The following is a 26,704-nucleotide window of genomic DNA, read 5'->3' as shown; positions in this document are numbered from 1 at the left end:
AGGAACAGTTTTCGAGATACAAGTCTTGTGTTCGAAACTTTGTTCGATTAAACTTTGGGAATGGACAGTCGGGAAGCGTGGCAGCTGGATGGTGAGGGCCTCAAGGGTGAGGTTCTGGATCTGGTGCGTGTCCGGCACGAGTTGCAGTCGCGGATGGTGTTGTTGATCGTGGAGATGTTTTCCCGTGAGGTTCTCGGTGGGAAGGGTTTTCGGGCGATCGCGCAGTGGTTGCATGGTTCGACGAATCTGGAGATCGGTGAGTGCAGTCTGCTGGTCGGGTTGGCGCGGTTGTTGATGCTCGAACCTGTTGTGGGCGATGCGTTTCACCGGGGTGATGTCGATGCGTTGAAAGCCCGTCAGGTGGCGTCGTTTTGTCAGCATCCACCCAAGAACATGACCCTGGCGGATGTGGACAAGGCCCGGGGGATTCTGCTTGGCCTGGCGTCGAAGAACATTGCCGATTGTGATGCGGTGCGGGCGGCGATCCGGCGGATCGAGAAGCAGTACGGCAAGCGTGAGGACGGTGTTCCGGTCGGGGAAGATTCGGAGCGTAATGAGTTCTACGCCTCGAAAGGCTTGTACGGCAGAGTGACTGTGAAGGGCGATTTAGATGCTGTGAACGGGGCCCGGTTGATCACGTTGCTGTCGAGCCTGTCCGCTCCGACACCGGAGAAGGACGGCGTGAAGGACACGCGCACGCCGGCATTACGACGGGCGGACGGGTTTTGCGAGTTGTTGCGCCGGTACGAGCGAGCGGGGTTGGGTCCGATCGAAGGCGGAGTGAAACCACACATCACGGTCACCGCGTCCGCGAAAGACATGACGGACCTTAAAGTTCTGAAAGACCTGTTGCCGTCCACTCAGGAGTTGGGGTTCGCGTGGACGGATTGGGTGGGCCCGATCAGCATCGACACTGCCCGGATGTTGGCGTGCGACTGCACCGTCACCCGGATCCTCCTGGATGAGAATGGTGTTCCGCTCGAGTGCGGTAAGGAAGCGAGAACGGCGACGGTGCCGCAGCGGCGGGCGTTGGCGGTTCGGGATGGTGGGTGTGCGTTTCCGGGGTGCGGGACGCCGTCGGGGTGGTGCGATGCTCATCATATTGTTCACTGGAACGATGGTGGCCCAACAGATCTCGACAATCTGATCTTGTTGTGCGGTCATCATCATCGGACACTGCACCACACGGAGTGGCGTGTCGAGATCGGCCCGGATCGGAAGTCGGTGTTCTATCCGCCGATGTCCGTTGACCCGTATCAACAGCCGATCGGCGGGAACAGCCCACCAACAGCAGCCTGAAGTGAAATAACTCGAGACGCGAGCACCGGGGCACGATCATGCCCCGGTGCCCATGCTGCGTTCCGTCATCTTCGCGGAGATGTACGGCCTACCAGCGGTTCCGAACCTCCTCGGCAAATCCGAGGAGATCTCGAACCACCACGGAGGTACCGTCGTCGAGGATCACTGTGCCGGAGAACTTTCCGAACACCTGATGCTGAATCGAACGCAGCACCCCGACATCGAAAGTCGCGGCACGGTCGATGATCGGCTCGAAAGTCATCTCGAAGCGACCATCGTTGCTCGAGAAGTTCCACGGCGCGCCGTCGTACTTTCCCTGCGGGATGCCGAAGTCGATCCTGTCCAGTTTGTGTGCCCGCCCTCCGACAAACACGATGTTCTCGCTGGCCGCCGTCGTGTCGCCGAAGCCGTAACCGATGTTGAATCCGAACCGCTCGCCGTTCACCAGTCCGGATGCAGAACCCCAGTACCAGGTGTTGTCGTAAGTCCAGACTCCCCTGCCCCAATCGAGAACGCCGAACGAGTCTTCCGAGCGAAATGTGAAGTCGTCGCTCCCGATTCGCACAGTCCCGGCAGCGGGCAGGCAGTTGATCTTCTGGTTGTAGTAAAACGAACGGGACGCCTTCGGAAACGGTGTGGCGATCACCATCCGGTCATCGGCAGGACTCGCCAGGAACAAATCGGCATGAAGGCCTCGCCCACCGTCGAAAGCCGGGTAGTCGACAATCAGGTGGCGCCCACCGTCCACATGGCGAAACTCGAAGCGAGCTTTACCTTTCGACACCACCACATCACCGTCGTCCGCGCTTTCGGGCAGACCGAGCCTTCCCATCGGGAACGGCAGCATCACGTTTTCGGTGATCTCGTGTGGTGTTCGGAAATCGAGCCAGGAGACTCCGAGCAAGCCCATGTACCCGTTGTCGGCGACGGTCAACGCGATGCCGTAATCCGCAGTGAGAACGCAGTAGTAGTCCCACTCCTTGATCCGGAACTTGGGAGCGGTGATCGCAGAGCGTCGATACTTGCGAATTTCCGATGGGGCCCAACCCGTCTCGACCAAATGTCCACGATCGTCGAGAAGCGGGCCGGGCGACATCAGTGTCTGCATTCTTACTTCCAGCGTCCCAAGATCTCGTTCGCACGGTTGGCCAATGCCATCTGGAAGAACGGACCGAAGCTCACACGTGCCACTCCGAGCGGACCGAAACTTGCCGGATCGTCCTGGTCCGGGATTCCGATCGCATTGATCGGAAGTGGAAGTTCGGACGTCAGGCGGCGCTGGGTCGCGTCGTCATGCCGCCCGACGGGGTAAAGAACGTCGGCGCCGGCGTCGGCCGCCAGCTTGAGGCGTGCGATGGCGCGATCGACACGATCGGACTCGTCACCGACCTGCTTCACGAACAGGTCGGTGCGCGCGTTGACGACAACGTGAACTCCGGCTGCGTCGGCGGCCTGACGAAGCCCACCCACAAAGTCGGCGTGCTCCTGCGCCTCACGCAAGCGTCCGCCTTCACTGTGGACGGTGTCCTCGATGTTGAGTCCGACAGCGCCGGCATCGATCAACCCGTCGATGAGAACTGCCGGCTCGAGCCCGTAACCACCCTCGATGTCCACCGAGATCGGGGCGTCGACCGCACCGGTGATCTGCTTGATCCGGTGCAGAAGTTCGTCGAAGGTGATGCCCTCGTTGTCCGGCTTGCCGATGGAATCGGAAACCGGGTGGCTGCCCACCGTCAGGGCCGCAAAACCGGCAGCCACCGCAAGATTCGCCGACCACGCGTCCCAGACCGTCGGGAGAATGACCGGGTTACCTGGCTGGTGCAACGCCAGTAGAGCAGTTGCTTTGTCGTTGATCGAAGTCATGCGGTGGCTCCTCGAGATCGTGGGGTGTACCTCTCACCTATCGACTCTAGTGAGCGACCGGGCAGCCTGTGCTCTTGTAATCGACCTGGAACTCCTTGATGCCGTTGATCCAACCCGAGCGCAGACGGCGCGGATCACCGATCTTGGTGATGTCCGGGACGTTGTCGGCGATCGCGTTGAACATCAAGTCGATCTCCATGCGAGCGAGGTTGGCACCGATGCAGAAGTGCGCGCCCGTTCCGCCGAAGCCCAAGTGCGGATTGGGGTTACGAGTGATGTCGAACGTCATCGGGTTCTCGAACACGTCCTCGTCGAAGTTCGCGGAGCTGTACAGCATCACCACGCGCTGCCCCTTCTTGATCGACACTCCTGCCAGCTCGGTGTCCTCGAGCGCGGTGCGCTGGAAGGCGGTGACGGGTGTCGCCCACCGGACGATCTCGTCGGCCGTCGTCTTGGGACGTTCCTTCTTGTACAGCTCCCACTGCTCGGGGTTGTCCAGGAACGCGATCATTCCGTGCGTGATGGCGTTGCGGGTGGTCTCGTTCCCTGCGACCGCCAGGATGAGCACGAAGAACCCGAACTCCTCCGGGCTCAAAGCGTCGCCGTCGATGTCGGCCTGGACCAGTGTGGTGACGATGTCATCTGCCGGACAGGTACGACGCGCGTCTGCCATTTGGTACGCGTATCCGAGGACCTCGGTGGACGCGACTGCCGGATCACCCTGGTATTCCGGGTCGTCGTAGCCCATCATCTCGTTGGACCACTTGAACAGCTTGTCCCGATCGTCCTGCGGTACACCGATCAGATCCGCGATCGCCTGGAGCGGCAGCTCGCTGGCGACCTGCTTCACGAAGTCGCCCGGGCCTTCGCTCACAGCGGTGTCGACGATGCTGCGCGCACGACGATCCAATTCGTCGCGCATGCCGTTGATCGCGCGCGGCGTGAACAGCTTCGAAATCAGCTTGCGGAGCTTGGTGTGCTCCGGCGCATCCTTGTTGAGCAGAAGATGCCGGAGCATCTCGACGGCCTCACGTGGCATGTCGTCGGCGAAACGCGCGATCGCGGTGTTCTCCCAGCTCGAGAACACATCGCTGCGCTGGCTGACCTCTTTGACGTCAGCGTGACGCGAGACCACCCAGTAGCCCTCGTCCTGGAATCCACCAACGGTCGGCGGCTGCTCACACCACCACACCGGCGCGCTTCGACGCAGTTCGGCGAATTCCTCGAAAGGGATCCGCTCCCCGAGGACAGCAGGATCGGTGACGTCGAATCCGGCCGGTAGGTCAGGCGTGCGAGTTGTGTCCGAGATGGTCATGGCGTCCTCTGATCGGTCGATTGTGCGCTACACCACAGAGTAGCTTTCACTAACAGACTGTCAAGTGAAAGACGGAGAGTCTCGTGCAACTGACCCGTGAGAGCCCCCGCGGCACTAGGATCCCGGTAATGACAGATACCTCCGGCAGACTGACGCTGCGAGAGAAGCAGAAGCAGCGAACCCGCGCAGACCTCGTGGATGCCGCCGGCGCGCTCTTCACCGAACGCGGATACGCGGCTGTCACCGTCGAGGACATCGCCGGCCGGGTCGGTTGCAGCCGCGCCACCTTCTACCTGCACTTCCCCGGCAAGATCGACATACTCAAGGCCCTCGGCTCGAACACGGTGGTATCCAGCACGCTCGCGATATTCCAGGATCTCGACCACGTACTCGATTCCGGTTCGCGCGAAGAATTCGCCGGCTGGATCAACCGCGCTCTCGACTGGTGCCGCGATCACCACCACATGATGCGGGCGTGGGACGAGGCCATGGTCCTCGAACCCGAATTCCGAACACTGGCACGTGAAGGCATCTCCGCACTGCCCAACGCGATGCCGTCGTACCTGGCACGCTGGCCGCAGAGCCGACACGACGAGGCGAAACTCCGGGTCGAGCTCCTGCTGACACAGATCGAGCGCTTCTTCATTCGGTGGGCGGAACAGGGCGCGATCACCGCGGGTGCGGACGTCGCAGCAGACGTTCTCACCGACATCTGGTTTCCGGCACTCACGCCGCCCACGACCGATGTTGCGGCGCCGCGATAGGTTGGCCCGATGCCACTCGACCTTCGAGCGATCCTCACCACCGTCGCTGCACTCCTGTCCGGGATACTCGCGGCGCTGGCCCTGACCAATCCCGTTCTTCGCGACTGGGCCATCGTGGCCTCCCCGTCAGAAGTAGATCGCTGGATCAGCAGCGGACCGACTGCTGTCGGCCTCGGCGCCGTGATCGCCGTGCTTGCCTGCGCCCTCTCACAACGTCGCGGGTCCCGTCGGGCGGCGTGGATCGCGATCGCCGCCGGCGTCGCCGTCATCGCGATCGTTCGGGCAGTCGTACCCGAAGTTGCGTCACTGGACCTGCTGATCGCCTTGATCATCGTCAAAAGTGTTGCAGCCGGCACCATTCTGGGCTGCGTGGTTGCCGTCAGTTGGGACCGCACTGCCACGAAGAACGCGACACTCCTCGGCGTGCTCGCCACCTTCCTCGCGATCCGCACGTTCGCCGGTGGGACAGCCAGGATGACGACGTCTTCGGTGGGTGAGCCGTCGTGGTGGCTGATCGGCGCCACGGCCGCAGCAGCAATCGCCTGTGCAGTGACCGCGCAAGCCGGCTTCCGGATTCGCAAGCCGGACTCGGGTGAAATCCGCATCGCTCTCGTGGTGATCACCGCGCTGGCGATCGGGCATCGAGTGCTCGGCGCCGTGATCGACCGCCAGCAATACGCGTCTGAGGCGACCGCCTGGATCGTCATGGTTTTGGCGGCAGGCGCTGCGCTCGCCTTGACGTGGATCGCCGCTTACCGCCTCGGCGACGCCTCCGGTGCTGGTGGCAAGTTCCTCTGGGCGGCAACCGCACTGGCCGCTGCGTCGGCCCCGCTCTTCGTCGACATCGCGAAGGGTTCCGGCCACTGGGGAGACCTGAAGTCCCCTTGGGTACTGGTGCTTTTCGCGGCCCTGCCGGTTGCCGTCGGATTGAGACTGCACAAGCAGGTGCCAAACTTCGTGCCCATCGCCGTTCTCGTTGCGGTTCCGCTGTCAGAACTACTGCCCTTCGACTCCGCGCACGGCGTCTGGTCAATCGCGCTGAAGATCGCCGCGCTGGGCCTCGCCGCCGGTTTGCTGTTCGGTTCCCTTGCTCCCGGCAGCCTGGTCGACGCCACACTCGGACTCGCCATTCCCTTTGCCGCGATGACCTTCTCGTCGATCGCCATTCTCACCGATCAGCTCTCTTTCCCACCGATGATGACGTCGATATACATCCAAGGCCAGCTCGACATCGATGCGGTCTCTCCCCACGGCGACGGAGGACTATTCGGACGCGGAATAGGCATCACCGTCGACTACGTCACCGCTCAGACTGTCGGCACTGCAATCCTCTTCGCCCTGATCATCGGATTCTGTGGTGCGGCGATCCTTCGACGATCCCACCCACCCGTCGAGGTATCGGAACCCACCGAGACCGCCTGATCGGGACAGACCGATGACCATCGACCTCCGGTCATGCACCGGCGCCCTCGCGGCCTTTCTCTCGGGAATCCTTGCCGCCCTGGCGCTGACGAACCCAGCGCGAATGAGATGGCCTGTTACCGAACCGCAGTCGAAGATCGACCAATGGATCAGCAGCCAATCCACCAGCGTCGTGGTGGGTGCCATCGTCGCCGTAGGGGCCTGCGCGTATCTCCAGCACCGCCGTTCTCGCAGGCGTGCGTGGGCGTTTGTGTACACGGGCGTCGTCGTGCTGATTCTGATCAGATTCCTCGTCGCCGAAGAAGTCGGTCTTGATCTGCTGAGCGTTCTGGGTTTCGCCAAAACCATTGCAGCCGGACTCATCCTGGGCGGCGTTGTCGCCGCATCGTGGGACAGCCGCCTCGGACGCAACCTGCTGATCATTGGCGTGGTGTCGACGTGGTTGGCCGCGCAATCGTCCACCGGCGATTTGATACCCGTCAGCACGTCGTCCATCGGCGAACCTGCCTGGGCACTTCTGTTGCTGACCCTGATCTGCGCAGTGGCGTGCGCAGTGACAGACGACTCCGAATTGCGGATCAGCGAAAGCGAACCGGGCGTCGCCGCAGCCGCTCTGGCAGTTGTCACCGGCCTCGCTGTCACCCAACGGATTCTGAGTTCGGTCGTCGACCGGCAAGAGAACCCACCGACGTTTTCGGGTTGGCTGGTCATGGTCGCGTCCACCGTCGCCGTCCTCACCCTGACCTGGTTCTGTGTGAGGAGACTGGACACAACTTCAGGCAGTGGCGGATTCCTTTGGGCTGCAACCGCTGTTGGAGCCGCCGCCACGACGGTGTTCGCGGATCTGACCGACCGCTTCTTTCTCGACGGTGACCGAACCTCGCCGTTGGTAATCGCTGCCCTCGCGATCATCGCGGTCGTCTTCGGCTTGTCGCGTTCTCGACACCGGGATCGCACGATTGCAGGTCTGGCTCTGCTGGCTGCGATCCCGTTGTCGGAGTGGATCTTCGACGGCGAACACGAACTTGCTCTACTGCTCCGCATTGTCGCGCTAGGCGTCGGGTCGGGATTGCTGCTCGGATCTGTTCTGCCGTCGAATCCCGTCGCAGCGACGCTGGGGTTGACGATTCCTTTCACTGCCCTGGTCTTCATGTCGATCGGGCAGCACGAGATCGAGACAGTGTCGTCAACGTACGTCCGGCACGATCCGCCCTCGACGTACGTCGAGTACAACTCTGAATTGCGAGCCTACGTCGACGCGAGCGAGCCCGATGCAGCCTTCCGGGCCGAGGCCGCGACCATTGCCTACGCGTACGAGGCGTCGCCACGCTCCGACGGCGCGGCACTCCTGATGTGTGTAGTTGTCGTCGCCACCGGGATCGCGCTCCGCCGCCGCAGCCCCGTTGACACACCGTCACCGGACTGAGACCTCCTATTGCGGTGCAACTGGTACCGGATTGACTATTTTGGAGCAGTGCCCATCGCCCGCAGGACGCTGCTCGTCGCACTGAGTGGTGTGACGGCATTCGTCGTCACCGTCGTCGCTTTGGCACCGTTCGTGAACAGCCAGTCGACGTCGATTTCGACGGGCGACCGATTCTGGTCCATCTCGACCATCGGCGCCGGCGTCTTGGCTGTCGTCGCGGTCGGGACAGCCGCGATGATGGCCCGTTGCCGATTGCGGACCGCGGCCATGACGGTCTTCGGCGGGCTCCTCCTCGAACTGCCCGGGCTCTACGATCACAACTTCGAGGCACTCTCGCCCGTCGGTGCGGGAGTCGCTGTCGGCGCGGTGACGGTTGCTGCCGCTCCCCGGGTTCGAGCTGCCTCGGTCGCGGGAACGATTGTGGCTGTGCATGTCTCGGATTCGCTCCTGGACGAAGACGCAATTCCTCGGCGGTACGCGGACTACATCGCCGACAACACCAACCAGTTTCAACCACCGGTGTTGGGGGCAACACTTCTCGCGCTCGCTTTGGCCGCCGCCTGCGTCGCCGCGTTCTGGTTCCACGATTTCGACAAGGACCACCCCAAGGAACGGATGGCCGTTCGGCCGGTGACTATCGCGGCGGTGCTCACTCTCTTCGGGGTCGCGGCAAATTGGTGGTTCGAGATCACCACCGTCACGGCGGCCGTACCCCTTCTACTCGTCGCGCTCGTAATCACGGTGATCTGCGCGCGGGTGCTGGGCGATGGCGGTCGAATCCTGCTGATGTGTACCGCCGCCGTCGCAACTCTGGCGGCGGTTTCGGCGAACCGTCCCGCAACCGAAGCCATGGAATGGTCGAAAACCCCCGCCTCGACCGCCGTCGTGATCGGCGTCGTCATCGTCGCCGCGGCAGCAATCGGCGCGATCGCTCCCTCGCGGGTCGTCGGCTACGGATTGCTCCTGACGGTGACGGTCGCCGGGATCGTCAGCTACGCCACGTCGCCGTCGCCGAAGATCGGTGACGTTCTCACGATCAGCGATCTTCTTGTCGCCTTCACCTCTGCGGTCGTCACGTACGCGATCGCCAGCGCGATGTACCGAGAGCCACCGCGGACCGGAGCGTCACGAGCCCTCGTCGGACTCGGTGTCATCTTCGGCCCGACGGCGCTGGCCCTGCTCGTCTATCCGCAGTTCGACTACGGATGGACCGCGTACACGCCGCTCGACGAGAACAAGCCGTTCAACGGCATCACGACGGTCGGCCCGTTCGAAATCTCGACCGACATCCTGATACTCGACGCCGTGGCACTGATCATCGTGGCCGTCTGCGCCTATGCAAGTCTGCGCTTGGGGCGAGTCAATCGATCCGTACCTCCGCCGATCAGTCGATCAGATCCATCGACGCCAGGCGATGGAACACTTTGAGTGATCCCGGCGCCACCTCGTCCATCGCTGCGTACTCGGCGAGCGTGAAGTAGCGGAACTCGGCGATCTCGCTGGTCGGGTGCGGGTCTCCGGCCATCTCCGCCAGATAACAACTCATGTGCAGTCCCGTGTCCGCGGAATGTCCGAAAGCGTGAGCCTCGAAGACGTCGAGGAACGTGACCGTCCCGTCGACCAGATCGACGTCGAGTTCCTCCCGAATTTCGCGGTGCAGTGCCTGCTCGGGCGTCTCACCCGGGTCGATCTTTCCGCCGGCCATGTAGAACGCGGTCTTGCCCACGGACCGGGTCTGGATCAGCTTGCGGTCACGAATGTGCGCAAGGGCGGCGGTACGGATGATCGTGGTGGGAGTCGACGAATTCACGTCGTCCAACCTACGTGTATCAGCGAGTGCCGATGATGTCCGAATCGACTCGCTGCACATCGAAACTGCCACGCCCGGTAATATGTACGCAAAGACAACCTCTCCGACTAGGTGAATTGTCTCGTTAATCCGATAGGTTCGATTTTGTTCGGACACCCCGCCGCCCGCTGACAACACGACGGAGTGCCTTTTGCTCGCTATCTTGCTTGCCCATGCCGTTGCCGCCCTCTTGGCTCCGCTTGTGGTGCGCAGGTTAGGGCGAAACGGCTTCTTCCCCCTCGCGATAGTCCCCCTCGCCAGCCTCGGCTGGGTCATCGACAAATGGGGCACCGTCGAGACGCTGCACATCACCTGGGTTCCCGGCCTGTCGATGGACATCGACTTCAGGTTCGACGCGCTTTCGGCCATCATGGCCGTGCTCGTCCTGGGCGTCGGCACGCTGATTCTGATCTACTGCGCCCGCTACTTCAACGACGACGAACCTCGACTCGGCATCTTCGCCGCCGAGATGGTCGCCTTCGCGGGTGCCATGTTCGGACTCGTGACCAGCGACAACATGCTGCTTCTCTACGTGTTCTGGGAACTGACGACGGTCTTGTCGTTCCTGCTCGTGGGTCACTACGCCGAACGCGCCACCAGTCGCCGCGCCGCGACCCAGGCACTGCTGGTCACCACCGCCGGTGGTCTGGCGATGTTGGTCGGCATGATCATCCTCGGCCAGGTCGGCGGCAGCTACAACCTGTCCGAACTGGTCGCGAACCCGCCGACGGGGTGGCTCCCGTCCGTCGCGATCGTCTTGATCCTGATCGGTGCGCTCTCCAAATCGGCAATCGTGCCCCTGCACTTCTGGCTGCCAGGTGCGATGGCCGCGCCCACCCCTGTCAGCGGTTATCTTCACGCGGCAGCAATGGTCAAGGCCGGTATCTACCTCGTCGCGCGCCTGGCTCCCGGGTACGCCGATTCGCCGCCGTGGCGCATCACCATCATCAGTTTGGGTCTGCTGTCGATGATCCTCGCCGGTTGGCGAGCCATGCGCGCGTACGACCTCAAACTCGTCCTCGCCTTCGGAACCGTCAGCCAACTCGGCTTCATGATGGTCCTGGTCGGCATCGGCACGCGTGACGCCGCCTTGGCCGGCATGACGATGGTCGTGGCGCACGCGATGTTCAAGGCCGCACTCTTCATGGTCGTTGGCATCATCGATCACACCACCGGCACCCGTGACCTGCGCAAACTTGCTCACCTGGGTAAAGCGGCACCCGCTCTCGCGATCATCGCGAGCCTCGCTGCCGCCAGCATGGCCGGTCTACCACCGCTACTCGGATTCGTCGGCAAGGAAGCCGCACTCGAATCAGTTCTCGAAACGAACGCGCTCGGCCACTGGTCGTCGATCGCCGTCGTCACGGTGATCGTGTTGGGCTCGATCCTGACCGTCGGCTACAGCGTCCGGTTCATCTGGGGCGCCTTCGGACGCAAGACCTTGAGCAAGCCGAGTCCGGCCGTGAGCAAGATGCACAAGCCGGGTTGGCTGTTCCTGTTCGCGCCCGGCCTACTCGCGGTTCTCGGTCTGGCCGCCGGCATTCTCTCGCCCCAACTCGAGAAGCTGCTGACGCCGTACTCGACCACACTGGCCCCCGGACCGCACGCCGACTACCACCTCGCGCTGTGGCACGGATTCAACACTCCACTGCTGCTCACCTGCATCGTCATCGCCGGCGGCATCGCGCTCTACATCGCGCAGCGTCAGATCAGCCGCCTGCACTTCGAGCACCCGCCGCTCGGCAACGCCGACCGCATCTACGACGCGACCCTGCGCGGCATGGACACCATCTCGATGCGCCTGACCGGTGCCACTCAGCGTGGTTCGCTCCCCCGCACGCAGTCGACGATTCTCGCGACACTGGTCGTGGTGCCACTGTTCCTGCTGATCATCGACACCGATGGCGGCGGAGTCGACCTTCGGATGTGGGATTCACCCATCCAGTTCACTATCGCGCTGATGATGATCTCGGCCGCCATCGCCGCGACGCTGATGCGCAACCGACTCGCCAGCGTCATCCTCGTCGGACTCACCGGCTACGGCTGTGGCGTGTTGTTCGCGCTGCACGGCGCACCCGACCTCGCGCTGACCCAGTTCCTCGTCGAAACCTTGACCCTCGTGATCTTCGTGCTGGTACTCCGGAAGTTCCCCGCAGAGGTCGACGAGAGCAAGGCAATCGGCTTCAAGTGGCCGCGTGCGGCACTCGCAGTCGCGGTCGGTATCACCGTCACCACCATCGCGGCCTTCGCGACCAATGCGAGAAACACTCGTCCGATCTACGAACTGCTTCCCGACGCGGCCTACGAACTGGGCAACGGCAAGAACGTCGTCAACGTCCTACTCGTCGACATCCGCGCATGGGACACGCTCGGTGAGATCTCGGTGCTGCTGGTCGCGGCAACCGGCGTCGCCAGCCTCGTGTTCCGCAACCGCCGCTTCGGTATCGCGCCGCGAGTCGCGGACGCCCCCTCCGTCATCGTCGACAAGGCAGCCGCCAACTCGGACACGACGTGGTTGCGCGGCGGAGACCTCATCGATCCTCGACACCGTTCGCTGGTTCTCGAGGTCACCACGAGGTTGATCTTCCCGACCATCATGGTGTTGTCGATCTACTTCTTCTTCTCCGGTCACAATGCCCCCGGCGGCGGTTTCGCCGGAGGCCTGACGGCGGGCCTCGCCCTCGTGCTGCGTTACCTCGCTGGTGGCCGCTACGAACTCGGTGAAGCCGTACCCATCGACGCGGGCAAGATTCTCGGCCTCGGTTTGGCGCTGGCCGCGGGCACCGCCCTGGTGTCGCTGTTCCTCGGCGCTCCGGCACTCTCGTCTGCTGTCTTCGAGTTCACGCTCCCACTCATCGGCCACGTCAAACTGGTCACCGCACTGTTCTTCGACCTGGGCGTCTACCTCATCGTGGTCGGCCTGGTCCTGGACGTACTCCGAAGTCTCGGCGCCCGCCTCGACGCAGAAATCGAGGTGAAAGCACCATGAGCGCAAATATCGGAATGCTGATCCTGATCGGCGTCCTCACGTCGGCCGGTGTCTACCTGCTGATCGAACGAAGCATCACCCGGATGCTCCTCGGACTGCTCCTGTTCGGCAACGCCATCAACCTCTTGATCCTGACCGTAGGTGGATCGGACGGGAATCCGCCCATCGTCGGCCGAGATTCGGTCCACGAGGAGATAGCGGATCCGCTCGCCCAGGGCATGATCCTGACGGCCATCGTGATCACGATGGGTATCGCCGGCTTCGTTCTGGCACTGGCGTACCGGTCTTACAAGATCAACACCGCCGACGCCGTCGAGGACGATCCCGAAGACACCAAGATCCTCAAGCGTCGCCTGCCTGCCGACGCTCCCGACCACGACCGCTCCGACGACCCGGTCACCGGTGCCCCGAGCATCGGCGGCGACGCATTCGACAAGGACGGAAACCCTATTCCCCTCGAACAACTGGTCAACCTCGAGGACATCGAATGCTACGACGACCTCCACGACGGCGACTTCGAGGACGAACCGGTACCCGACTGGGCCACCGACCTTGCTCGTAAGAAGGAATCCGAGAAGCGGCGCAAAGACGCTCGCCAGACCAAGATCGAGGGAGGTGGCGGCGCATGACCATCTCGGACAACCTGATGGGAGCCCTTGCGCCCCTGCCCGTCCTGATCCCGATGCTGGCCGCAGCTGCGACGCTGGTTGTCGGCCGACGTCCGCGTTTCCAGCGTGTCATCACACTGATCGCGCTCATCGGCGTCGTCGCGGTGTCTGGATTGCTGCTCTACCTCGCCGACCGCGACGGTACGACGGCCGTTCAGGTGGGCGGCTGGGACTCCCCCATCGGCATCACACTCGTCGTCGACCGTCTCTCGGCGATGATGCTCGTGGTCTCGTCGGTGGTGTTGCTCGCCGTCATGATCTACGCGATCGGTCAGGGTATTCGCGACGGCAGCGAGGCCCAGCCGGTCTCGATCTTCCTACCGACCTATCTCGCATTGACCGCCGGTATCTCCAACGCGTTCCTCGCCGGTGACCTCTTCAACCTGTACGTCGGATTCGAGGTTCTGCTCGCCGCGAGTTTCGTGCTCCTGACGCTCGGTGCCAGCGCCGACCGCGTTCGGGCCGGTGTCTCGTACGTGATGGTCTCGATGGTGTCTTCGCTGATCTTCCTGGCGGGCATCGCCTTCGCCTATGCGGCGACCGGCACCCTCAACATGGCCGACATGGCCCTGCGCTTCGACAACATTCCGCCGGGCACACGAACCGCCATCTTCGCTGTCCTGCTCGTGGCGTTCGGCATCAAGGCTGCGGTCTTCCCGCTGTCGGCGTGGCTACCGGACTCGTATCCGACCGCGCCCGCACCGATCACCGCCGTCTTCGCCGGGTTGCTCACCAAGGTCGGTGTGTACGCGATCATCCGCGCGCACTCACTGTTATTCCCGCAAGGAGAACTCGACAACGTACTGATGGTGTGCGGTCTGCTCACGATGGTGGTCGGCATCATGGGTGCCATCGCGCAGAGCGACATCAAACGTCTGCTCTCGTTCACACTGGTCAGCCATATCGGTTACATGATCTTCGGTATCGCACTGTCCACGACGTCCGGGCTGTCCGGCGCGATCTACTACGTCGCCCACCACATCATCGTGCAGACGACTCTCTTCCTCGTCGTGGGTCTGATCGAACGACAAGCCGGGTCGTCGTCGCTGCGCCGACTCGGCGGTCTGGCGGCCGCCAGCCCGATCCTCGCGATCGTCTTCCTGATCCCGGCACTGAATCTCGGTGGTATCCCGCCGTTCTCGGGCTTCATCGGCAAGGTCGCGCTCCTGCAGGCCGGTGCGGCCGACGCCAGCGCGCTGGCCTGGATCCTCGTCGCCGGCGGCACGATCACCAGCTTGCTGACGCTCTACGCCGTCGCCCGCGTGTGGACCAAGGCCTTCTGGCGAGCCCGCGCCGACGCCCCCGAAGGTGACCTCGCCGACGTCAGCCCGTCAGCACTGATCGACGAGTCCGAAGAGGACATCGCGTTCGTCGACCGCGAGGACGTCGGCAAGATTCCGGTCTTCATGCTGATTCCGACGGTCGGACTCGTCATCGTCGGCCTGGCACTGACGGTGTTCGCAGGCCGGATCATCGACATCAGCGACAGAGCGGCGAAGGATCTGCAAGACCGGTCCATCTACATCGACGCGGTTCTCGGCAACCACCGACCCGTGCCGGTCGACGAAGCTCCCGTCGCTGCAGACGACCCTGCTGTAGCTCCCAGTACCGATGCCCCGAACAGCGATGTCCCGAACACCGACGCCCCGAACACCGAGGAGGCTCCGCGATGAAACGCGAACAGGTACTCCGCGTCGGGATCCTGCTGTGGCTGATGGTCGTATGGATCCTGTTGTGGGGCAACATCAGTTTCGGCAACATCTTCGGCGGACTCGCCGTCGGCCTGATCATCATGGTCCTGCTTCCCCTCCCTCGCGTACCGGTCGAGGGTCGGGTACATCTGTTGTCGATTCTGCGCCTGCTGTGGATGATCGTGTACTACGCGATCCAGTCGAGTATCCAGGTCGCGTGGCTGGCGATCCGTCCGTCGCCGCCGCCGGTCACCGGAGTTCTGCGTTACCAACTCGGGATCAAGTCCGACCTGGTTCTCACGCTGTGCATCGACGTACTGAACCTGATCCCGGGCACCATGGTTCTCGAGATCGACCAGAACCGGCGCATCGTCTACGTCCACGTGCTCGACGTCGGCTCGCAGAAAGCCGTCAGCGCGTTCTACCGCTCAGTGGAGGATCTCGAACGGTTGTTCATCGCGTCGTTCGAACGTGATTCGGACTGGCAACCCAGCCCGTGGCACCAGCGCGACTACGAATTCGATGCACCCCGGCAGGAGGACCAACCATGAACGGGTTCATCACCACCATCTTGATCATTTCCGGAGTGATTCTGCTGATCGCCGCCGTACTGACCACGTTCCGATTGCTCGACGGTCCGAGCTCACTCGACCGCCTCGTCGCTCTGGACACGATCATCGCGGTCTCGATGTGTGGACTCGCCGTCTGGGCCGCGTACAGCAAAGACACCACTATCGTTCCCGCGATCGTGGCGCTGGCACTGGTCGGCTTCATCGGTTCCGTGTCAGTCGCGCGCTTCCGGGTGAGTGACCAGTGATCGGCAACATCCTCGACACGATCGGGGCCATCTCCATCTTCCTCGGCGCGCTGCTCGCGCTGACCGCCGCGGTGGGAATCGTTCGCTTCCCCGACACCCTGCGTCGTATGCACGCGGCCACGAAACCTCAGGTGGTCGGACTTATCCTGGTTCTGATGGGCGCCGTGTTCCTGCTTCGTGGGAGCGTCGACATCTGGATGTTGGTCCTGGTGGGCATCTTCACGCTGCTGACCGCGCCCGTGATCGCGCACAGTGTCGGCCGAGTCGCCTACCGCGAACAGCGCGAAGAGGACGACCTCATGAAGATCAACGAGCTGGAAGACCCGGACTCTCTCCTGTAGCGGCATCCCACTCGCCGTCGCGCTCGCCCCACACCGCAAGAGCAGTGCCGGGGCGGGCGAAGAAGGTTGCGAAGTACGCCACCGACATGAGAACCAGGACAGCCATCAGCAGCGGCCCGAAGATCGCCGGGTACTCGGCCATCTGCACCGCAGCGAACCGGTACGAGAGCAACAACCCCGCAAGTAGTGCCGAGCCACCGATCAACAGACGCACTCGGAACCACCCCCAGCCTCGCTCCGGATCCCGTAGCGCCGCATCGAGGGTCAAGCACAGGACGGCACCGGCAATGAGGTCGACGCCGTAGTGGAATCCGAAACCGAGCGTCGCGGTCAGGGTCGCAACGAGCCAGAACGATCCCAGGCTGCGAATCCACCACGGCCCGCTGCGCGAGTGGATGAACAATGCGACCGCCCACGCGGTGTGCAGGCTCGGCATGCAGTTTCGCGGTGCGGCGTCGTCGAACGGCAGCGACGACGGTGATGCGAAGTCGAAGTTGGGCACGATGTTCGGCCAGTAATCACCGATCTGGAATCCGAACCCACGCGGACCGAAGGCGAACACCGGGCCGACCACCGGGAACAGGACGTAGAAGATCGGGCCGATCAGCCCGATGAGCAGGAACGTGCGCAGCAGGTGATGCGACGGCCATCCCTTACGTGCTTGGTAGAGGGCAACCACGATCACTGCGACGGGCAGTTCGACGTAGATCCAGTCGAGGGCTGCTGCACCGACGGGGCCCATGGCGTCGACGATCTGGCCCATCACCCACGACGGATTCCCGAGAGCCTGGTCGGCGAGGAACACGTACTCGTCCCACACGTCGGTGCCGACGAGAATGGTGATCTCCAGCCACGTCTCGGCAACCTTGGCCGCGATGATGAGCAACGCGCCGAGAGCGACGCCGTGCAGAACGCTGAGTCGACGCTCGCCGGACAACTTCCACACCGCGTACACCGCGATGGCCGTCAGTACCCAGGTGCCGCCGGTGCCCATAGTCAGCGGCCCACCCGAGAACCAGCGAATTGCCCCGACGACCACGTCGATGACAACGGCCGCGGATACCGCGTAGATGCGTTCTTTGTTGTTCAGTCCAACCAGCGCGAGAGCGAGACCCACCCAGGGCATGGTCGCCGAGCGAGGAACGAGGAAGTAGTCACCGAACAGGCTTTCCACCGGACCGAGATAGCCCTTGTACGACGCGAACGCCTGCACACCCAGGACCAGCACGGTCAAGGCTGCTGTGCCGATCAGAAGGAGTCGATGAGAACTCGACCACGAACGATCCGACTGTCCGGGTACGCCCCCTCGTTGGGACCAACTGTCTATCAACACCGGACAATAGTAAACGCCGTGTGAACCGAATATGGACGCAGACTGGACAATCGGTCTGTATGCCCGTATTTCGACCCTACGAAACCATCGGCAACACGGAGTGCTCTAAGTACCCAACTCCGCGACCAATGCGTCGACTACCGCAACCAGATCGCCGCCCGTCGCTTCCGCGACACGGCGTTGACGCTGGTAGGAGGCACCGCGACGGGGAATGTCCGCCACCGACGCCAACTCGTCCGCGCAGCCGAGTGAGACCGCAATCGGCGCCAAGTCGTCGAGCAGGCGATCCAGATCGTCAGTGACGAGGCACTCGTTTGCGTCGGAGTCGAGGATGATCTCGGCGTCCAGTCCGTATCTCGCTGCGCGCCACTTGTTTTCCTTGACGTGCCACGGCTGCATGTTCGGCAGAGTCTCACCGGCACTCAGTCTGCGGTCCAGATCGACGATGAGGCAGTGGACCAGAGCAACGAGAGCACCCAGTTCAGCGCGTGTCGAGACGCCGTCGAACACCCGGACCTCGATGGTTCCCCACTTCGGCGCGGGACGGATGTCCCAGTGCATGCCGCCGATCTTGGTGATCACACCGGTCTTCATCTGGTCGTCGATGAACGACTCGTATTCGGCCCAGTTCTCGAACTGGTACGGAAGGCCCGCGGTGGGGAGTTGCTGGAACATCAACGCGCGATTGGACGCATAGCCGGTGTCCACACCGGCCCACATCGGCGAGGACGCCGACAGCGCCAACAGGTGCGGATAGCGCTGCAGCAGTGCGTTGATGATCGGGAAAACGCGATCCGCGGACGAGACACCCACATGAACGTGCACGCCCCAGATCAGCATCTGCCGACCCCACCACTGCGTGCGTTCGATGAGTTCGTCGTAGTCGGGTGTCCGGGTGACCAGCTGCGTCGACCATTGCGCGAACGGGTGCGTGCCCGCGCTGATGAGGTCGACGCCGAGCGGATTCGCAGCGCGGCGAAGCAGATCCAGTGACCTGTCGAGATCACTCATCGCCTCGCCGACCGTCGAGTGAATACCCGTGACGAGTTCGACGGTATTTCGCAGTAGTTCCTTGGTGATGTGCGGGGTTTCCGAGCCGGCAAGCTCTTCGACCGCCGAAAACACCTCGGCTGCTGTGTTGGAGAGATCTCTGGTCTTGCGATCGACCAGCGCGATCTCCCACTCCACGCCCAGCGTCGGGCGCGGCGAACCTGGAAATGGAACTACCACGCAGAGAATCCAATCACAGTGTCGGTAAAAACACCGTGCTGGCTACTGCGTGGTAGTCGCCGGAAGTGATGCAAAACTCAGGTGAGTTTGTCAGCTCTTGGTGATGACACCGCAAGCGACGCGTCCGCCGGCGTCACCGGTGTCGAGGGTCTGCTGATCCGGTGCCGGCGCGTAACGCGTCGGGATGTTGCCGAAGTTGTCCGCACCGGCGTGGATCATGACGGATGTTCCACCGTTTGCGACCAGTTCGTCGACGGTGAACGCGTCGGTAGTGGTGACCAGCGTGGCGGTGCCGTCTTCGAGGACCTGAACCGAAGTGAGGTCACCGCTCGCCGGGTGGCCCGTGTGACCCTCGGCCTGGAAGTGTCCGCCTGCCGAGAGGAAGTTACCCGGCTCTCCGCCGCTGGGGGCTACGGAATTGGTCTCGCACTTGGCGACCTGGTGAACGTGGAATCCGTGGAAGCCGGGGGTCAGGCCCTTGGCGTCGAGGGTGACCTTGACGTCGCTACCTTCCTGCGCGAACGTGACCGTTCCGACCTTGGCGCCGTCGGTGCCGTTCAGTGTTGCGGTGACCGTTTCGGCAGAAGCGCCGGCGTGAGCCGTCTCGGAACCGTGGCCGCCCGCGCTTTCGTGCGCGCTGGGATCGGCTGCACCGGTCCACACCGGAGGAGTCGTGCCGGGGACGCTGCTGGGCTCTTCGCTGTTACTGCAAGCGGTCAAGCCGAAAGCGGCAATCGCGACTACAGGGGCAACGACGCGCCAGGATATACGCCGGGTGCTGCTGGGGGCCATCGAACCGCTCCTTTGAGGTGGCGAGAAAGTGCTTCTGATCATAACGGCGCGTGTAGTAGCTGGAACCGACGGGTCAGTTCCACCTTCACGACCGGTCAGTTGGAGGTCACGATCACGATCACGCCAGGTGACGCGTTCGCGATGCCGGCGAATCGAGGTTCTGCGGTGACTCCGAGTTCAGCTGCGATCTTCTGCGCCGCTGCCTTCTCCGCCGCGGACGATCCGTAGTACACCGTCGTCGTACTGACGGTGCCCTCGCTGTAGTTACCCGTCTCCTCGACGTTCCAACCTGCAGCCGTCAATTCCTCGGCAGTGCCTGCTGCCAGACCCGAGACGGTGCTGTTGTTGAGAACTCGAACGCTGATATTCGACGTGTCGACGCCGCTCGCGGAGCTGGAAGTCGTGGTCGTCGCAGTTCCCGAGGGACGCGACGTAGTGGTGGTATCGCCCGAAGCGGGTTGCGTCGTCGCTGCCGGCTTGGAAGTGGCAGGTGCCGACGCGGGGGCGCTCGTCGTGGCAGACGCCGAGGATTCGGCCTGCTGTGCTGCGGTGTTCTCGTCGCCCGATCCACCGTCGCTCGATCCACCCAGTGAGGCTGCTCCGAGACCGATGAACACGATCGCCAACGCGATCAACACCATGGCGATTGCGCGAAGCGGAGGTCCGGACGGCTGCTCTTTCGGGGTACTCACGATGTCGACCTTATCGCCAGTGCGTGGACAGCCCGATCATATGTACGCGTGATTCAGGTGACCTCGAAGCCGAGGCGACGGGCGGCCCTGGCCTTCTGACGGCTGGCACGCAGACGACGCAGGCGCTTGACCAGCATGGGATCAGCCGCCAAGGATTCGGGGCGATCGACCAAGGCATTGAGAACCTGGTAGTAGCGGGTTGCCGACATGTCGAACAACTCCTTGATGGCTTCTTCCTTCGCACCGGCGTACTTCCACCACTGGCGCTCGAAGGAGAGGATGTCGTGCTCCCGGCGGGTGAGGCCGTCTTCGCCCACCTCGTGCATGCCTGCTGTATCTACTACCGAATCGTCGGCGCCAGTGCCTTCGGACTGGTTCCGACTACGCGCGGTTGCGCCGTCCATGTCACTCCTCGACTGCTGTGCTCGGCGTCAGCGAGACTCGTATGCCCGGTGTTCTTTTCCGACCGATATTCTCGCGGCCGTGAGTTTCCCGGTCCCCTGGCCCGAAGGTAACTCACAATTTCCCCCGCGGCCCACGTTCCGACCGAGCAACGAATTACATCGCTGTTCTTCAGCAACCATTGAACCATGATCGAGTGTGCGGGCCGTGATAACTACGCGGGCGCGCCGCACTATCCTTGTCCGCATGGCTATCCTCCCCATCCGAATCGTCGGCGACCCGGTACTGCACAAGGCGACAGAGCCGGTCACTCAGTCCCCGGCCGAGATCGCCGAACTGATCGCAGACATGTACGAGACGATGGACGCCGCCAACGGCGTCGGTCTGGCGGCCAATCAGGTCGGCGTTTCACTCCGAGTCTTCGTCTACGACTGCCCCGGTGACGACCGCAGCAGCGAGCGTCGTCGCGGCGTCGTCGTGAACCCGGTACTCGAGACGTCCGAAATCCCCCAGACGATGCCCGACCCGGAAGAAGACTTCGAGGGTTGCCTTTCCGTTCCCGGCGAGCAGTTCCCGACGGGCCGCGCCGATTGGGCGAAGGTCACCGGCACCGACGCCGACGGCAACCCGATCGAGGTCGAGGGCACCGGATTCTTCGCACGGATGCTCCAGCACGAGACCGGGCATCTCGACGGTTTCCTCTACACGGACGTGCTGATCGGCCGCAACGCGCGCGCCGCCAAGAAGATCATCAAGCGTTCCGGTTGGGGCAAGCCCGGTCTGACCTGGACGCCGGGCACCGTCGACGATCCGTTCGGTCACGACGACGACGATTACGAAGACTGAGAATTCCGCTCTGAACGGCAACATTTCGATCGGTAGCCGGGTGGTTTTGCGATACAAGCTCCCACCCGGCTATTCGCATCCCATGACCGACGTCATCGGCATCCTCGAGGGCGCCGATCCCATCGCCGTCCGCAGCGGCGACGGTCGGCTGGTCCAGGTCTCCGCCGATCAGGTGATTGCACTCAAGACTCTCTCGGCCCGTCCGATTCGCATCGGCGAGATTCGAAACCTCGAAACGGCTGCTGCGGCGGCGTGGCCGGGGGTCGAGCAGGCGTGGATCGACGGTTGGTTGCTGCGCGCCGGTCACGGTTTCACCGGCCGCGCCAATTCAGCTTTGCCGCTCGGTGGTGCGGGGACGGTTGCCGGCTTCGACGCGAGCACCATCGAACGGATACGCCAGTGGTTCGGTGACCGCGGCCTGCCGACCCTGCTTCTCCTCCCCGATCGACTCGGCACCGCTCCGGACGGGTGGACCAGCGAGAAGGAAACCATCGTGATGGCCGCCGATCTGGGCAGTGTCACGCTGCCGCTCGGTCCTCCGGTCACCTCGTTCGCCGACCGCCCCGACCACAACTGGCTGTCGACGTACGACGCCCACGGAGATCCGGCGTACGTCGAGGCGGTCCTCACGGCTGTCGTGGGCAGTGCAACTTTCGGCGCGATCGGAAACACCGACACGACGCTTGCCATCGGGCGCGCTGCGCTCACCGAGGCGCCCGATGGCAAGCGCTGGGTAGGACTGACCGGCATTCACGTCGCCCCTGAACACCGTCGTCACGGAATCGGGTCGCTGATCTGCGGAGATCTACTCTCCTGGGGTCGTCAGAACGGTGCGACGCACGCGTACCTCCAGGTTTCGGCGGAGAACTCCGCGGCGATCGCGCTCTACGAGCGGCTCGGATTCGTCGAACACCACCGCTACCGATACGCCACCGATCCTGTCGGCGGCTGACGCTAGGCTTGCCCTCGTGCGCATCGCTACTTGGAACGTCAACTCCGTCCGTGCCCGTACCGACAGGATCATCGACTGGCTCGGTCGATCCGACGTCGACGTCCTGGCAATGCAGGAAACCAAGTGCAAGGACGAGCAGTTTCCGTACGAACGCTTCAAGGAAATCGGCTACGAGGTCGCCCACGTCGGGTTAAGCCAGTGGAACGGTGTCGCCATCGCTTCGCGCGTCGGCCTGGACGACGTGCAGATCGGCTTCGAGGATCAGCCCGGGTTCGACAAGGATCCCGAGGCAGACCCGGTCCGCGAGGCACGTGCGATCGGTGCCACCTGCGGCGGTGTGCGGGTGTGGAGCCTGTACGTCCCCAACGGCCGTGAGCTGGAAGACCCGCATTACGCCTACAAGCTGGATTGGCTGGCCAAGCTGCGCGACGACGCGGAGGGCTGGCTCAAGCAGGATCCCGACGCGCAGATCGCCCTGGTCGGTGACTGGAACGTCGCTCCTACGGACGACGACGTGTGGGATCCCGCTTTCTTCGAGGGCAAGACCCACACGTCGGAGCCGGAACGAGCTGCGTTCACCGCCTTCACCGAGTCCGGGTTCGCGGACGTCGTTCGCCCGTACACCCCCGGTCCCGGTGTGTACACGTACTGGGACTACACGCAGCTTCGCTTCCCGAAGAAGCAGGGCATGCGAATCGACTTCATCCTCGGCTCTCCGGCATTCGCAGCGCGCGTCGAGGCGGCCGAGATCGATCGAAACGAGCGAAAAGGCAAGGGCGCCAGCGATCACGCTCCAGTGATCGTAAAGCTCGGGTGATCGTAAAGCTCGGAGCCTGATCGTCTGTTTGCAACCTCCGGCGGCTAGTCCTCGACGAGCAGTTCCAGATACTCGGGATGCTCGCCGAGGTACCGCTGAACATAGGTGCACACAGGCCGCACCGACCATTCACGTTCACGGGCGCAGTCCATCGCGAACTGCACGAGTACGGCTGCCAGTCCCTGCCCGCCGTACTCCTCCTTGACGACGGTATGCATGTACGCAACCACGTCGCCCGCTTCGGCTCCGCTCCCCGAAATCTCGTCCTCGTCGCGGTATCCGAGGATGCCGACCAACTCGTCGTCGGAGAGCAGTTCGAATCGTTCGTGCGACGGATTGTCCACGAGCGTGACTTCCGGTGAGGTTCCGGTTCTCGAGTTTTCGATGTCGTTCATTGCGGCGACCTCCACGGCACGATCTGCAACTGCGCGATCTGCGACTGCTGCGTTCGCACGCTCTCCATAACTGTGATCCATGCCACTCATAGAATCAGCTACCGACGACGCTGTCCCGGGTTCGACCAATTTTTGCACCGCGAACGACTCCACCGCAATCGCAGTGAAACGCTTTTTCGGGGTTGAGATAGAGTCGCCCGGTGCCGCTGTGACAGCGAGCACAAATTTCATACAACCACCACGGGGGCTCGCACCAGCGGGCTGAGAGGACGGCTAGGGCCGTCGACCGGATGAACCTGACCGGATAATGCCGGCGTAGGGAGCGCACCATGCAGGAGAAGTCTGTCCGTACGGCTGTTCACGCGACTGTCCACACCGCTGTGACAACCGGCCCGATCGAGGGCAGTAGCAAGCACTACGTCGAATCGGATTCTCTCCGGATCCCACTTCGACGCGTCACTCTCACCAATGGTGAGCATCTGGACCTGTACGACACGTCAGGTCCTTACACCGACACGGACGCCGACATCGACCTCGATGCAGGGCTCCCGACGACCAGGGACACCTGGGAACGCCCGGAAAGCGATCGGACGCAATTGGAATGCGCCCGAGACGGTGTGATCACCCCGGAGATGCGCTATTGCGCTGCACGCGAGGGCGTTTCAGCCGAACTGGTGCGTTCCGAGGTGGCTCGCGGGCGGGCGGTAATTCCCGCGAACCATCGCCACGGCGAGCTGGAGCCGATGATCATCGGCAAGAAGTTCGCCGTCAAGATCAACGCGAATATCGGGAACTCGGCCGTAACCTCCTCTGTTGCAGAGGAAGTCGAAAAGATGGTGTGGGCGATCCGCTGGGGCGCCGACACCATCATGGACCTGTCCACCGGCAAGGACATCCACCTGACCCGTGAATGGATTCTGCGCAACTCACCCGTACCGGTCGGCACGGTACCGATCTACCAGGCACTCGAGAAAGTCAACGGAGATCCCACCGCTCTGACATGGAAAATCTACCGCGACACGGTAATCGAGCAGTGCGAGCAGGGCGTCGACTACATGACCGTGCATGCCGGTGTACGAATCGGTTACATCGCTCTGACTGCTGGTCGCGTCACGGGAATCGTCTCGCGCGGCGGCGCGATCATGGCCGCGTGGTGCATGCACCACAGGCAGGAATCGTTCCTCTACACCCACTTCGACGAACTGTGCGAGATCTTGCGCCGATACGACGTCACGTTCTCCCTCGGTGACGGGCTTCGACCGGGATCGATCGCCGACGCCAACGACGCCGCCCAATTCGCGGAGCTTCGCACTCTGGGAGAACTCACGCAGATTGCGAAATCCGCAGGAGTCCAGGTCATGATCGAGGGCCCCGGACACGTTCCCATGGACAAGATCGAGGAAAACGTCCGCCTGGAAGAGGAGCTCTGCGACGAGGCACCGTTCTACACCCTCGGACCGCTCGCTACCGATATCGCGCCGGCGTACGACCACATCACCTCCGCCATCGGTGCGGCGATGATCGCACGGGCGGGAACGGCGATGCTCTGTTACGTCACACCCAAGGAACACCTCGGCCTGCCCAACCGAGACGACGTGAAAACCGGTGTGATCACCTACAAGATCGCTGCCCATGCAGCAGACCTGGCAAAAGGGCACCCGAATGCACAGGCCCGCGACGACGCACTGTCCAAGGCGCGCTTCGAATTTCGCTGGTTGGACCAGTTCGCTTTGTCACTCGACCCGGACACCGCCAGGGAGTTCCACGACGAGACACTACCGGCCGAGCCCGCCAAGACCGCACATTTCTGCTCGATGTGCGGGCCGAAGTTCTGCTCGATGCGGATCTCGGCGGACGTACGTCAGTACGCGGAAATCCTGGAAGCGGAAATCCCGGAAACCGAGTCCATCCGGACCGAGCTGCCGTTTCCCCAGGTCCGGTCGGTAGGCTCGTCGTCGTGAAGCTGCTGCCCCTGACCCCCGCCGGACAGACCCCGATTCGGGCATTGACCATCGCCGGAACCGACTCCGGCGGCGGAGCCGGCATTCAAGCCGATTCCCGCACGATGGCGATGTGCGGAGTACACGCCTGTGTGGCCGTCGCCGCTGTGACGGTCCAGAATTCGGTGGGCGTCAGCGGATTCCACGAGATCCCGCCGGAGATCGTCGCCGACCAGGTGCGCGTCGTGGTCTCGGACATCGGCGTCGGCGCAGCGAAGACGGGAATGCTGGCCTCGACGACGATCATAGAAGCGGTAGCCGCAGTTGCCGCCGAGGTGGGGATCGGCCGCGACCGACCGATTCCGCTGGTGGTCGACCCCGTGTGCGCGTCGATGCACGGCGATCCGCTGTTGCACGAAGAAGCTCTCGACGCGGTCCGCAACACCTTGATCCCGGCTGCCACGGTGGTCACTCCGAACCTCGACGAGGTTCGGTTGATCACCGGCATCGAGGTCGTCGACGACAAGAGCGCCCGCCAAGCGGCAGAAGCGTTGCATGCGCTCGGCGCTCAATGGTCCATCGTCAAGGGCGGCCACCTTCGTACTTCGGAGTTGTCCACCGATCTGTTGTTCGACGGAGACCGTTTCCTCGAATTCAGCAGTGCCCGGATCGACACCGGCAACGATCACGGCGGCGGAGACACGCTGGCCGCTGCGATCACTTGCGCTCTCGCACATGGCTATTCCGTTCCGGACGCGGTGGCGTTCGGCAAAGAGTGGGTGACCAAGTGTCTCGAGGCGTCGTACGACCTCGGCGCGGGACATGGTCCGGTGTCCCCGCTTTGGCGGCTCCAGGTCTAGT

At 63.2% G+C, this 26,704-nt stretch carries 26 protein-coding genes and 1 riboswitch; of the genes, 16 read left to right on the top strand and 10 right to left on the bottom strand.

All coding sequences use genetic code 11. The features are described from left to right. Positions 1-60 precede the first annotated feature (60 nt). Positions 61-1,299, top strand: coding sequence for an HNH endonuclease signature motif containing protein (locus R4P70_RS13320; protein ID WP_317830914.1), 1,239 nt, complete (start codon positions 61-63; stop codon positions 1,297-1,299). A gap of 88 nt (positions 1,300-1,387) precedes the next feature. Here the strand turns inward: R4P70_RS13320 and R4P70_RS13315 are convergent, their stop codons facing one another. The 3 genes from R4P70_RS13315 to R4P70_RS13305 are packed head-to-tail and all read right to left on the bottom strand — an operon-like array spanning position 1,388 to position 4,477. Next, on the bottom strand, positions 1,388-2,407 hold the full coding sequence (locus tag R4P70_RS13315; RefSeq protein ID WP_019744487.1) for a DUF2804 domain-containing protein: 1,020 nt from the start codon (positions 2,405-2,407) through the stop codon (positions 1,388-1,390). A 2-nt stretch (positions 2,408-2,409) separates the two neighbouring features. After that, the gene (locus tag R4P70_RS13310) at positions 2,410-3,162 is read right to left on the bottom strand and encodes an isocitrate lyase/phosphoenolpyruvate mutase family protein (RefSeq protein WP_007730096.1); all 753 of its coding nucleotides are present in this window, start codon (positions 3,160-3,162) and stop codon (positions 2,410-2,412) included. A gap of 46 nt (positions 3,163-3,208) precedes the next feature. Next, positions 3,209-4,477, bottom strand: a complete 1,269-nt coding sequence (locus R4P70_RS13305) for a cytochrome P450 (protein WP_019744488.1) — start codon at positions 4,475-4,477, stop codon at positions 3,209-3,211. Between the two features lie 128 nt (positions 4,478-4,605). Here R4P70_RS13305 and R4P70_RS13300 point away from each other — a divergent pair, with 128 nt between their 5' ends. The 4 genes from R4P70_RS13300 to R4P70_RS13285 are packed head-to-tail and all read left to right on the top strand — an operon-like array spanning position 4,606 to position 9,517. Beyond that, positions 4,606-5,241 (top strand): TetR/AcrR family transcriptional regulator, encoded by a 636-nt coding sequence (locus R4P70_RS13300; protein WP_020968862.1) that lies wholly within the window; start codon positions 4,606-4,608, stop codon positions 5,239-5,241. Between the two features lie 9 nt (positions 5,242-5,250). Next, complete coding sequence (locus tag R4P70_RS13295; protein ID WP_317830913.1) at positions 5,251-6,663, top strand: hypothetical protein; 1,413 nt, start codon at positions 5,251-5,253, stop codon at positions 6,661-6,663. A 13-nt stretch (positions 6,664-6,676) separates the two neighbouring features. Continuing rightward, a complete protein-coding gene (locus R4P70_RS13290) occupies positions 6,677-8,089 on the top strand; it encodes a hypothetical protein (RefSeq protein ID WP_317830912.1) in 1,413 nt (470 codons plus the stop codon). A gap of 48 nt (positions 8,090-8,137) precedes the next feature. After that, positions 8,138-9,517 carry a hypothetical protein gene (locus tag R4P70_RS13285; RefSeq protein WP_020906696.1) on the top strand — a complete coding sequence of 460 codons (1,380 nt, stop codon included), beginning with the start codon at positions 8,138-8,140 and terminating at the stop codon, positions 9,515-9,517. Here R4P70_RS13285 and R4P70_RS13280 read toward each other — a convergent pair. After that, a complete protein-coding gene (locus tag R4P70_RS13280; protein ID WP_007730102.1) occupies positions 9,474-9,899 on the bottom strand; it encodes an NUDIX hydrolase in 426 nt (141 codons plus the stop codon). The two genes, R4P70_RS13285 and R4P70_RS13280, sit on opposite strands and share 44 nt — an antisense overlap. Before the next feature lie 190 nt (positions 9,900-10,089). Here R4P70_RS13280 and R4P70_RS13275 point away from each other — a divergent pair, with 190 nt between their 5' ends. The 6 genes from R4P70_RS13275 to mnhG are packed head-to-tail and all read left to right on the top strand — an operon-like array spanning position 10,090 to position 16,444. Then, positions 10,090-12,927: a Na+/H+ antiporter subunit A gene (locus R4P70_RS13275; RefSeq protein ID WP_317830911.1), complete on the top strand. Its 2,838-nt coding sequence runs from the start codon at positions 10,090-10,092 to the stop codon at positions 12,925-12,927. After that, positions 12,924-13,556 (top strand): Na(+)/H(+) antiporter subunit C, encoded by a 633-nt coding sequence (locus tag R4P70_RS13270; protein ID WP_019744495.1) that lies wholly within the window; start codon positions 12,924-12,926, stop codon positions 13,554-13,556. Before R4P70_RS13275 ends, R4P70_RS13270 begins: the two co-directional genes overlap by 4 nt. Continuing rightward, positions 13,553-15,268: a Na+/H+ antiporter subunit D gene (locus R4P70_RS13265; RefSeq protein ID WP_019744496.1), complete on the top strand. Its 1,716-nt coding sequence runs from the start codon at positions 13,553-13,555 to the stop codon at positions 15,266-15,268. The genes R4P70_RS13270 and R4P70_RS13265 overlap by 4 nt, the downstream gene beginning before the upstream one ends. Then, entirely contained in the window at positions 15,265-15,837 is a 573-nt protein-coding gene (locus R4P70_RS13260) for a Na+/H+ antiporter subunit E (protein WP_003945063.1), read from the top strand. Before R4P70_RS13265 ends, R4P70_RS13260 begins: the two co-directional genes overlap by 4 nt. After that, positions 15,834-16,103, top strand: coding sequence for a monovalent cation/H+ antiporter complex subunit F (locus R4P70_RS13255; protein WP_003945061.1), 270 nt, complete (start codon positions 15,834-15,836; stop codon positions 16,101-16,103). Before R4P70_RS13260 ends, R4P70_RS13255 begins: the two co-directional genes overlap by 4 nt. Then, on the top strand, positions 16,100-16,444 hold the full coding sequence (gene mnhG / locus R4P70_RS13250) for a monovalent cation/H(+) antiporter subunit G (RefSeq protein ID WP_003945045.1): 345 nt from the start codon (positions 16,100-16,102) through the stop codon (positions 16,442-16,444). The genes R4P70_RS13255 and mnhG overlap by 4 nt, the downstream gene beginning before the upstream one ends. On the opposite strand, the gene R4P70_RS13245 is transcribed toward mnhG, so the two are convergent. The 5 genes from R4P70_RS13245 to R4P70_RS13225 all read right to left on the bottom strand — a co-directional run bounded on the left by R4P70_RS13245 (position 16,410) and on the right by R4P70_RS13225 (position 20,895). After that, positions 16,410-17,777: a phosphatase PAP2 family protein gene (locus R4P70_RS13245; protein WP_019744497.1), complete on the bottom strand. Its 1,368-nt coding sequence runs from the start codon at positions 17,775-17,777 to the stop codon at positions 16,410-16,412. The two genes, mnhG and R4P70_RS13245, sit on opposite strands and share 35 nt — an antisense overlap. Positions 17,778-17,882: 105 nt before the next feature. Continuing rightward, positions 17,883-19,007: a glutamate--cysteine ligase gene (locus R4P70_RS13240; protein WP_003945034.1), complete on the bottom strand. Its 1,125-nt coding sequence runs from the start codon at positions 19,005-19,007 to the stop codon at positions 17,883-17,885. A gap of 90 nt (positions 19,008-19,097) precedes the next feature. Next, positions 19,098-19,799, bottom strand: a complete 702-nt coding sequence (sodC, locus tag R4P70_RS13235; protein WP_317830910.1) for a superoxide dismutase[Cu-Zn] — start codon at positions 19,797-19,799, stop codon at positions 19,098-19,100. Positions 19,800-19,894: 95 nt separating this feature from the next. Beyond that, on the bottom strand, positions 19,895-20,491 hold the full coding sequence (locus R4P70_RS13230; protein WP_142006090.1) for a LytR C-terminal domain-containing protein: 597 nt from the start codon (positions 20,489-20,491) through the stop codon (positions 19,895-19,897). 53 nt (positions 20,492-20,544) lie between these two features. After that, complete coding sequence (locus tag R4P70_RS13225) at positions 20,545-20,895, bottom strand: DUF3263 domain-containing protein (protein ID WP_007730120.1); 351 nt, start codon at positions 20,893-20,895, stop codon at positions 20,545-20,547. Positions 20,896-21,139: 244 nt separating this feature from the next. Between R4P70_RS13225 and R4P70_RS13220 the strand changes: the two genes are divergently transcribed. From R4P70_RS13220 to R4P70_RS13210, 3 genes are read left to right on the top strand one after another with little or no spacing between them, the layout of a single operon-like run. Continuing rightward, entirely contained in the window at positions 21,140-21,739 is a 600-nt protein-coding gene (locus R4P70_RS13220; RefSeq protein ID WP_019744501.1) for a peptide deformylase, read from the top strand. Between the two features lie 40 nt (positions 21,740-21,779). Continuing rightward, positions 21,780-22,691, top strand: coding sequence for a GNAT family N-acetyltransferase (locus R4P70_RS13215; RefSeq protein ID WP_081328989.1), 912 nt, complete (start codon positions 21,780-21,782; stop codon positions 22,689-22,691). Between the two features lie 16 nt (positions 22,692-22,707). Beyond that, entirely contained in the window at positions 22,708-23,508 is an 801-nt protein-coding gene (locus R4P70_RS13210; RefSeq protein ID WP_020906690.1) for an exodeoxyribonuclease III, read from the top strand. Between the two features lie 44 nt (positions 23,509-23,552). Here the strand turns inward: R4P70_RS13210 and R4P70_RS13205 are convergent, their stop codons facing one another. Then, positions 23,553-23,984, bottom strand: a complete 432-nt coding sequence (locus R4P70_RS13205; RefSeq protein ID WP_223257849.1) for a GNAT family N-acetyltransferase — start codon at positions 23,982-23,984, stop codon at positions 23,553-23,555. A 149-nt stretch (positions 23,985-24,133) separates the two neighbouring features. Then, positions 24,134-24,242, top strand: a riboswitch (TPP riboswitch). On the opposite strand from R4P70_RS13205, the gene thiC reads away from it, so the two are divergent. After that, positions 24,233-25,864 (top strand): phosphomethylpyrimidine synthase ThiC, encoded by a 1,632-nt coding sequence (gene thiC, locus R4P70_RS13200; protein ID WP_092765609.1) that lies wholly within the window; start codon positions 24,233-24,235, stop codon positions 25,862-25,864. Its footprint overlaps the riboswitch before it by 10 nt. After that, on the top strand, positions 25,861-26,703 hold the full coding sequence (thiD, locus tag R4P70_RS13195; RefSeq protein WP_003945044.1) for a bifunctional hydroxymethylpyrimidine kinase/phosphomethylpyrimidine kinase: 843 nt from the start codon (positions 25,861-25,863) through the stop codon (positions 26,701-26,703). The genes thiC and thiD overlap by 4 nt, the downstream gene beginning before the upstream one ends. Position 26,704: the final 1 nt, after the last annotated feature.

The sequence above is a fragment of the Rhodococcus sp. IEGM 1241 genome, from assembly GCF_033142365.1.
Lineage (GTDB): Bacteria > Actinomycetota > Actinomycetes > Mycobacteriales > Mycobacteriaceae > Rhodococcus_F > Rhodococcus_F erythropolis.
This window is presented reverse-complemented; position numbering and strand designations above follow the sequence as displayed.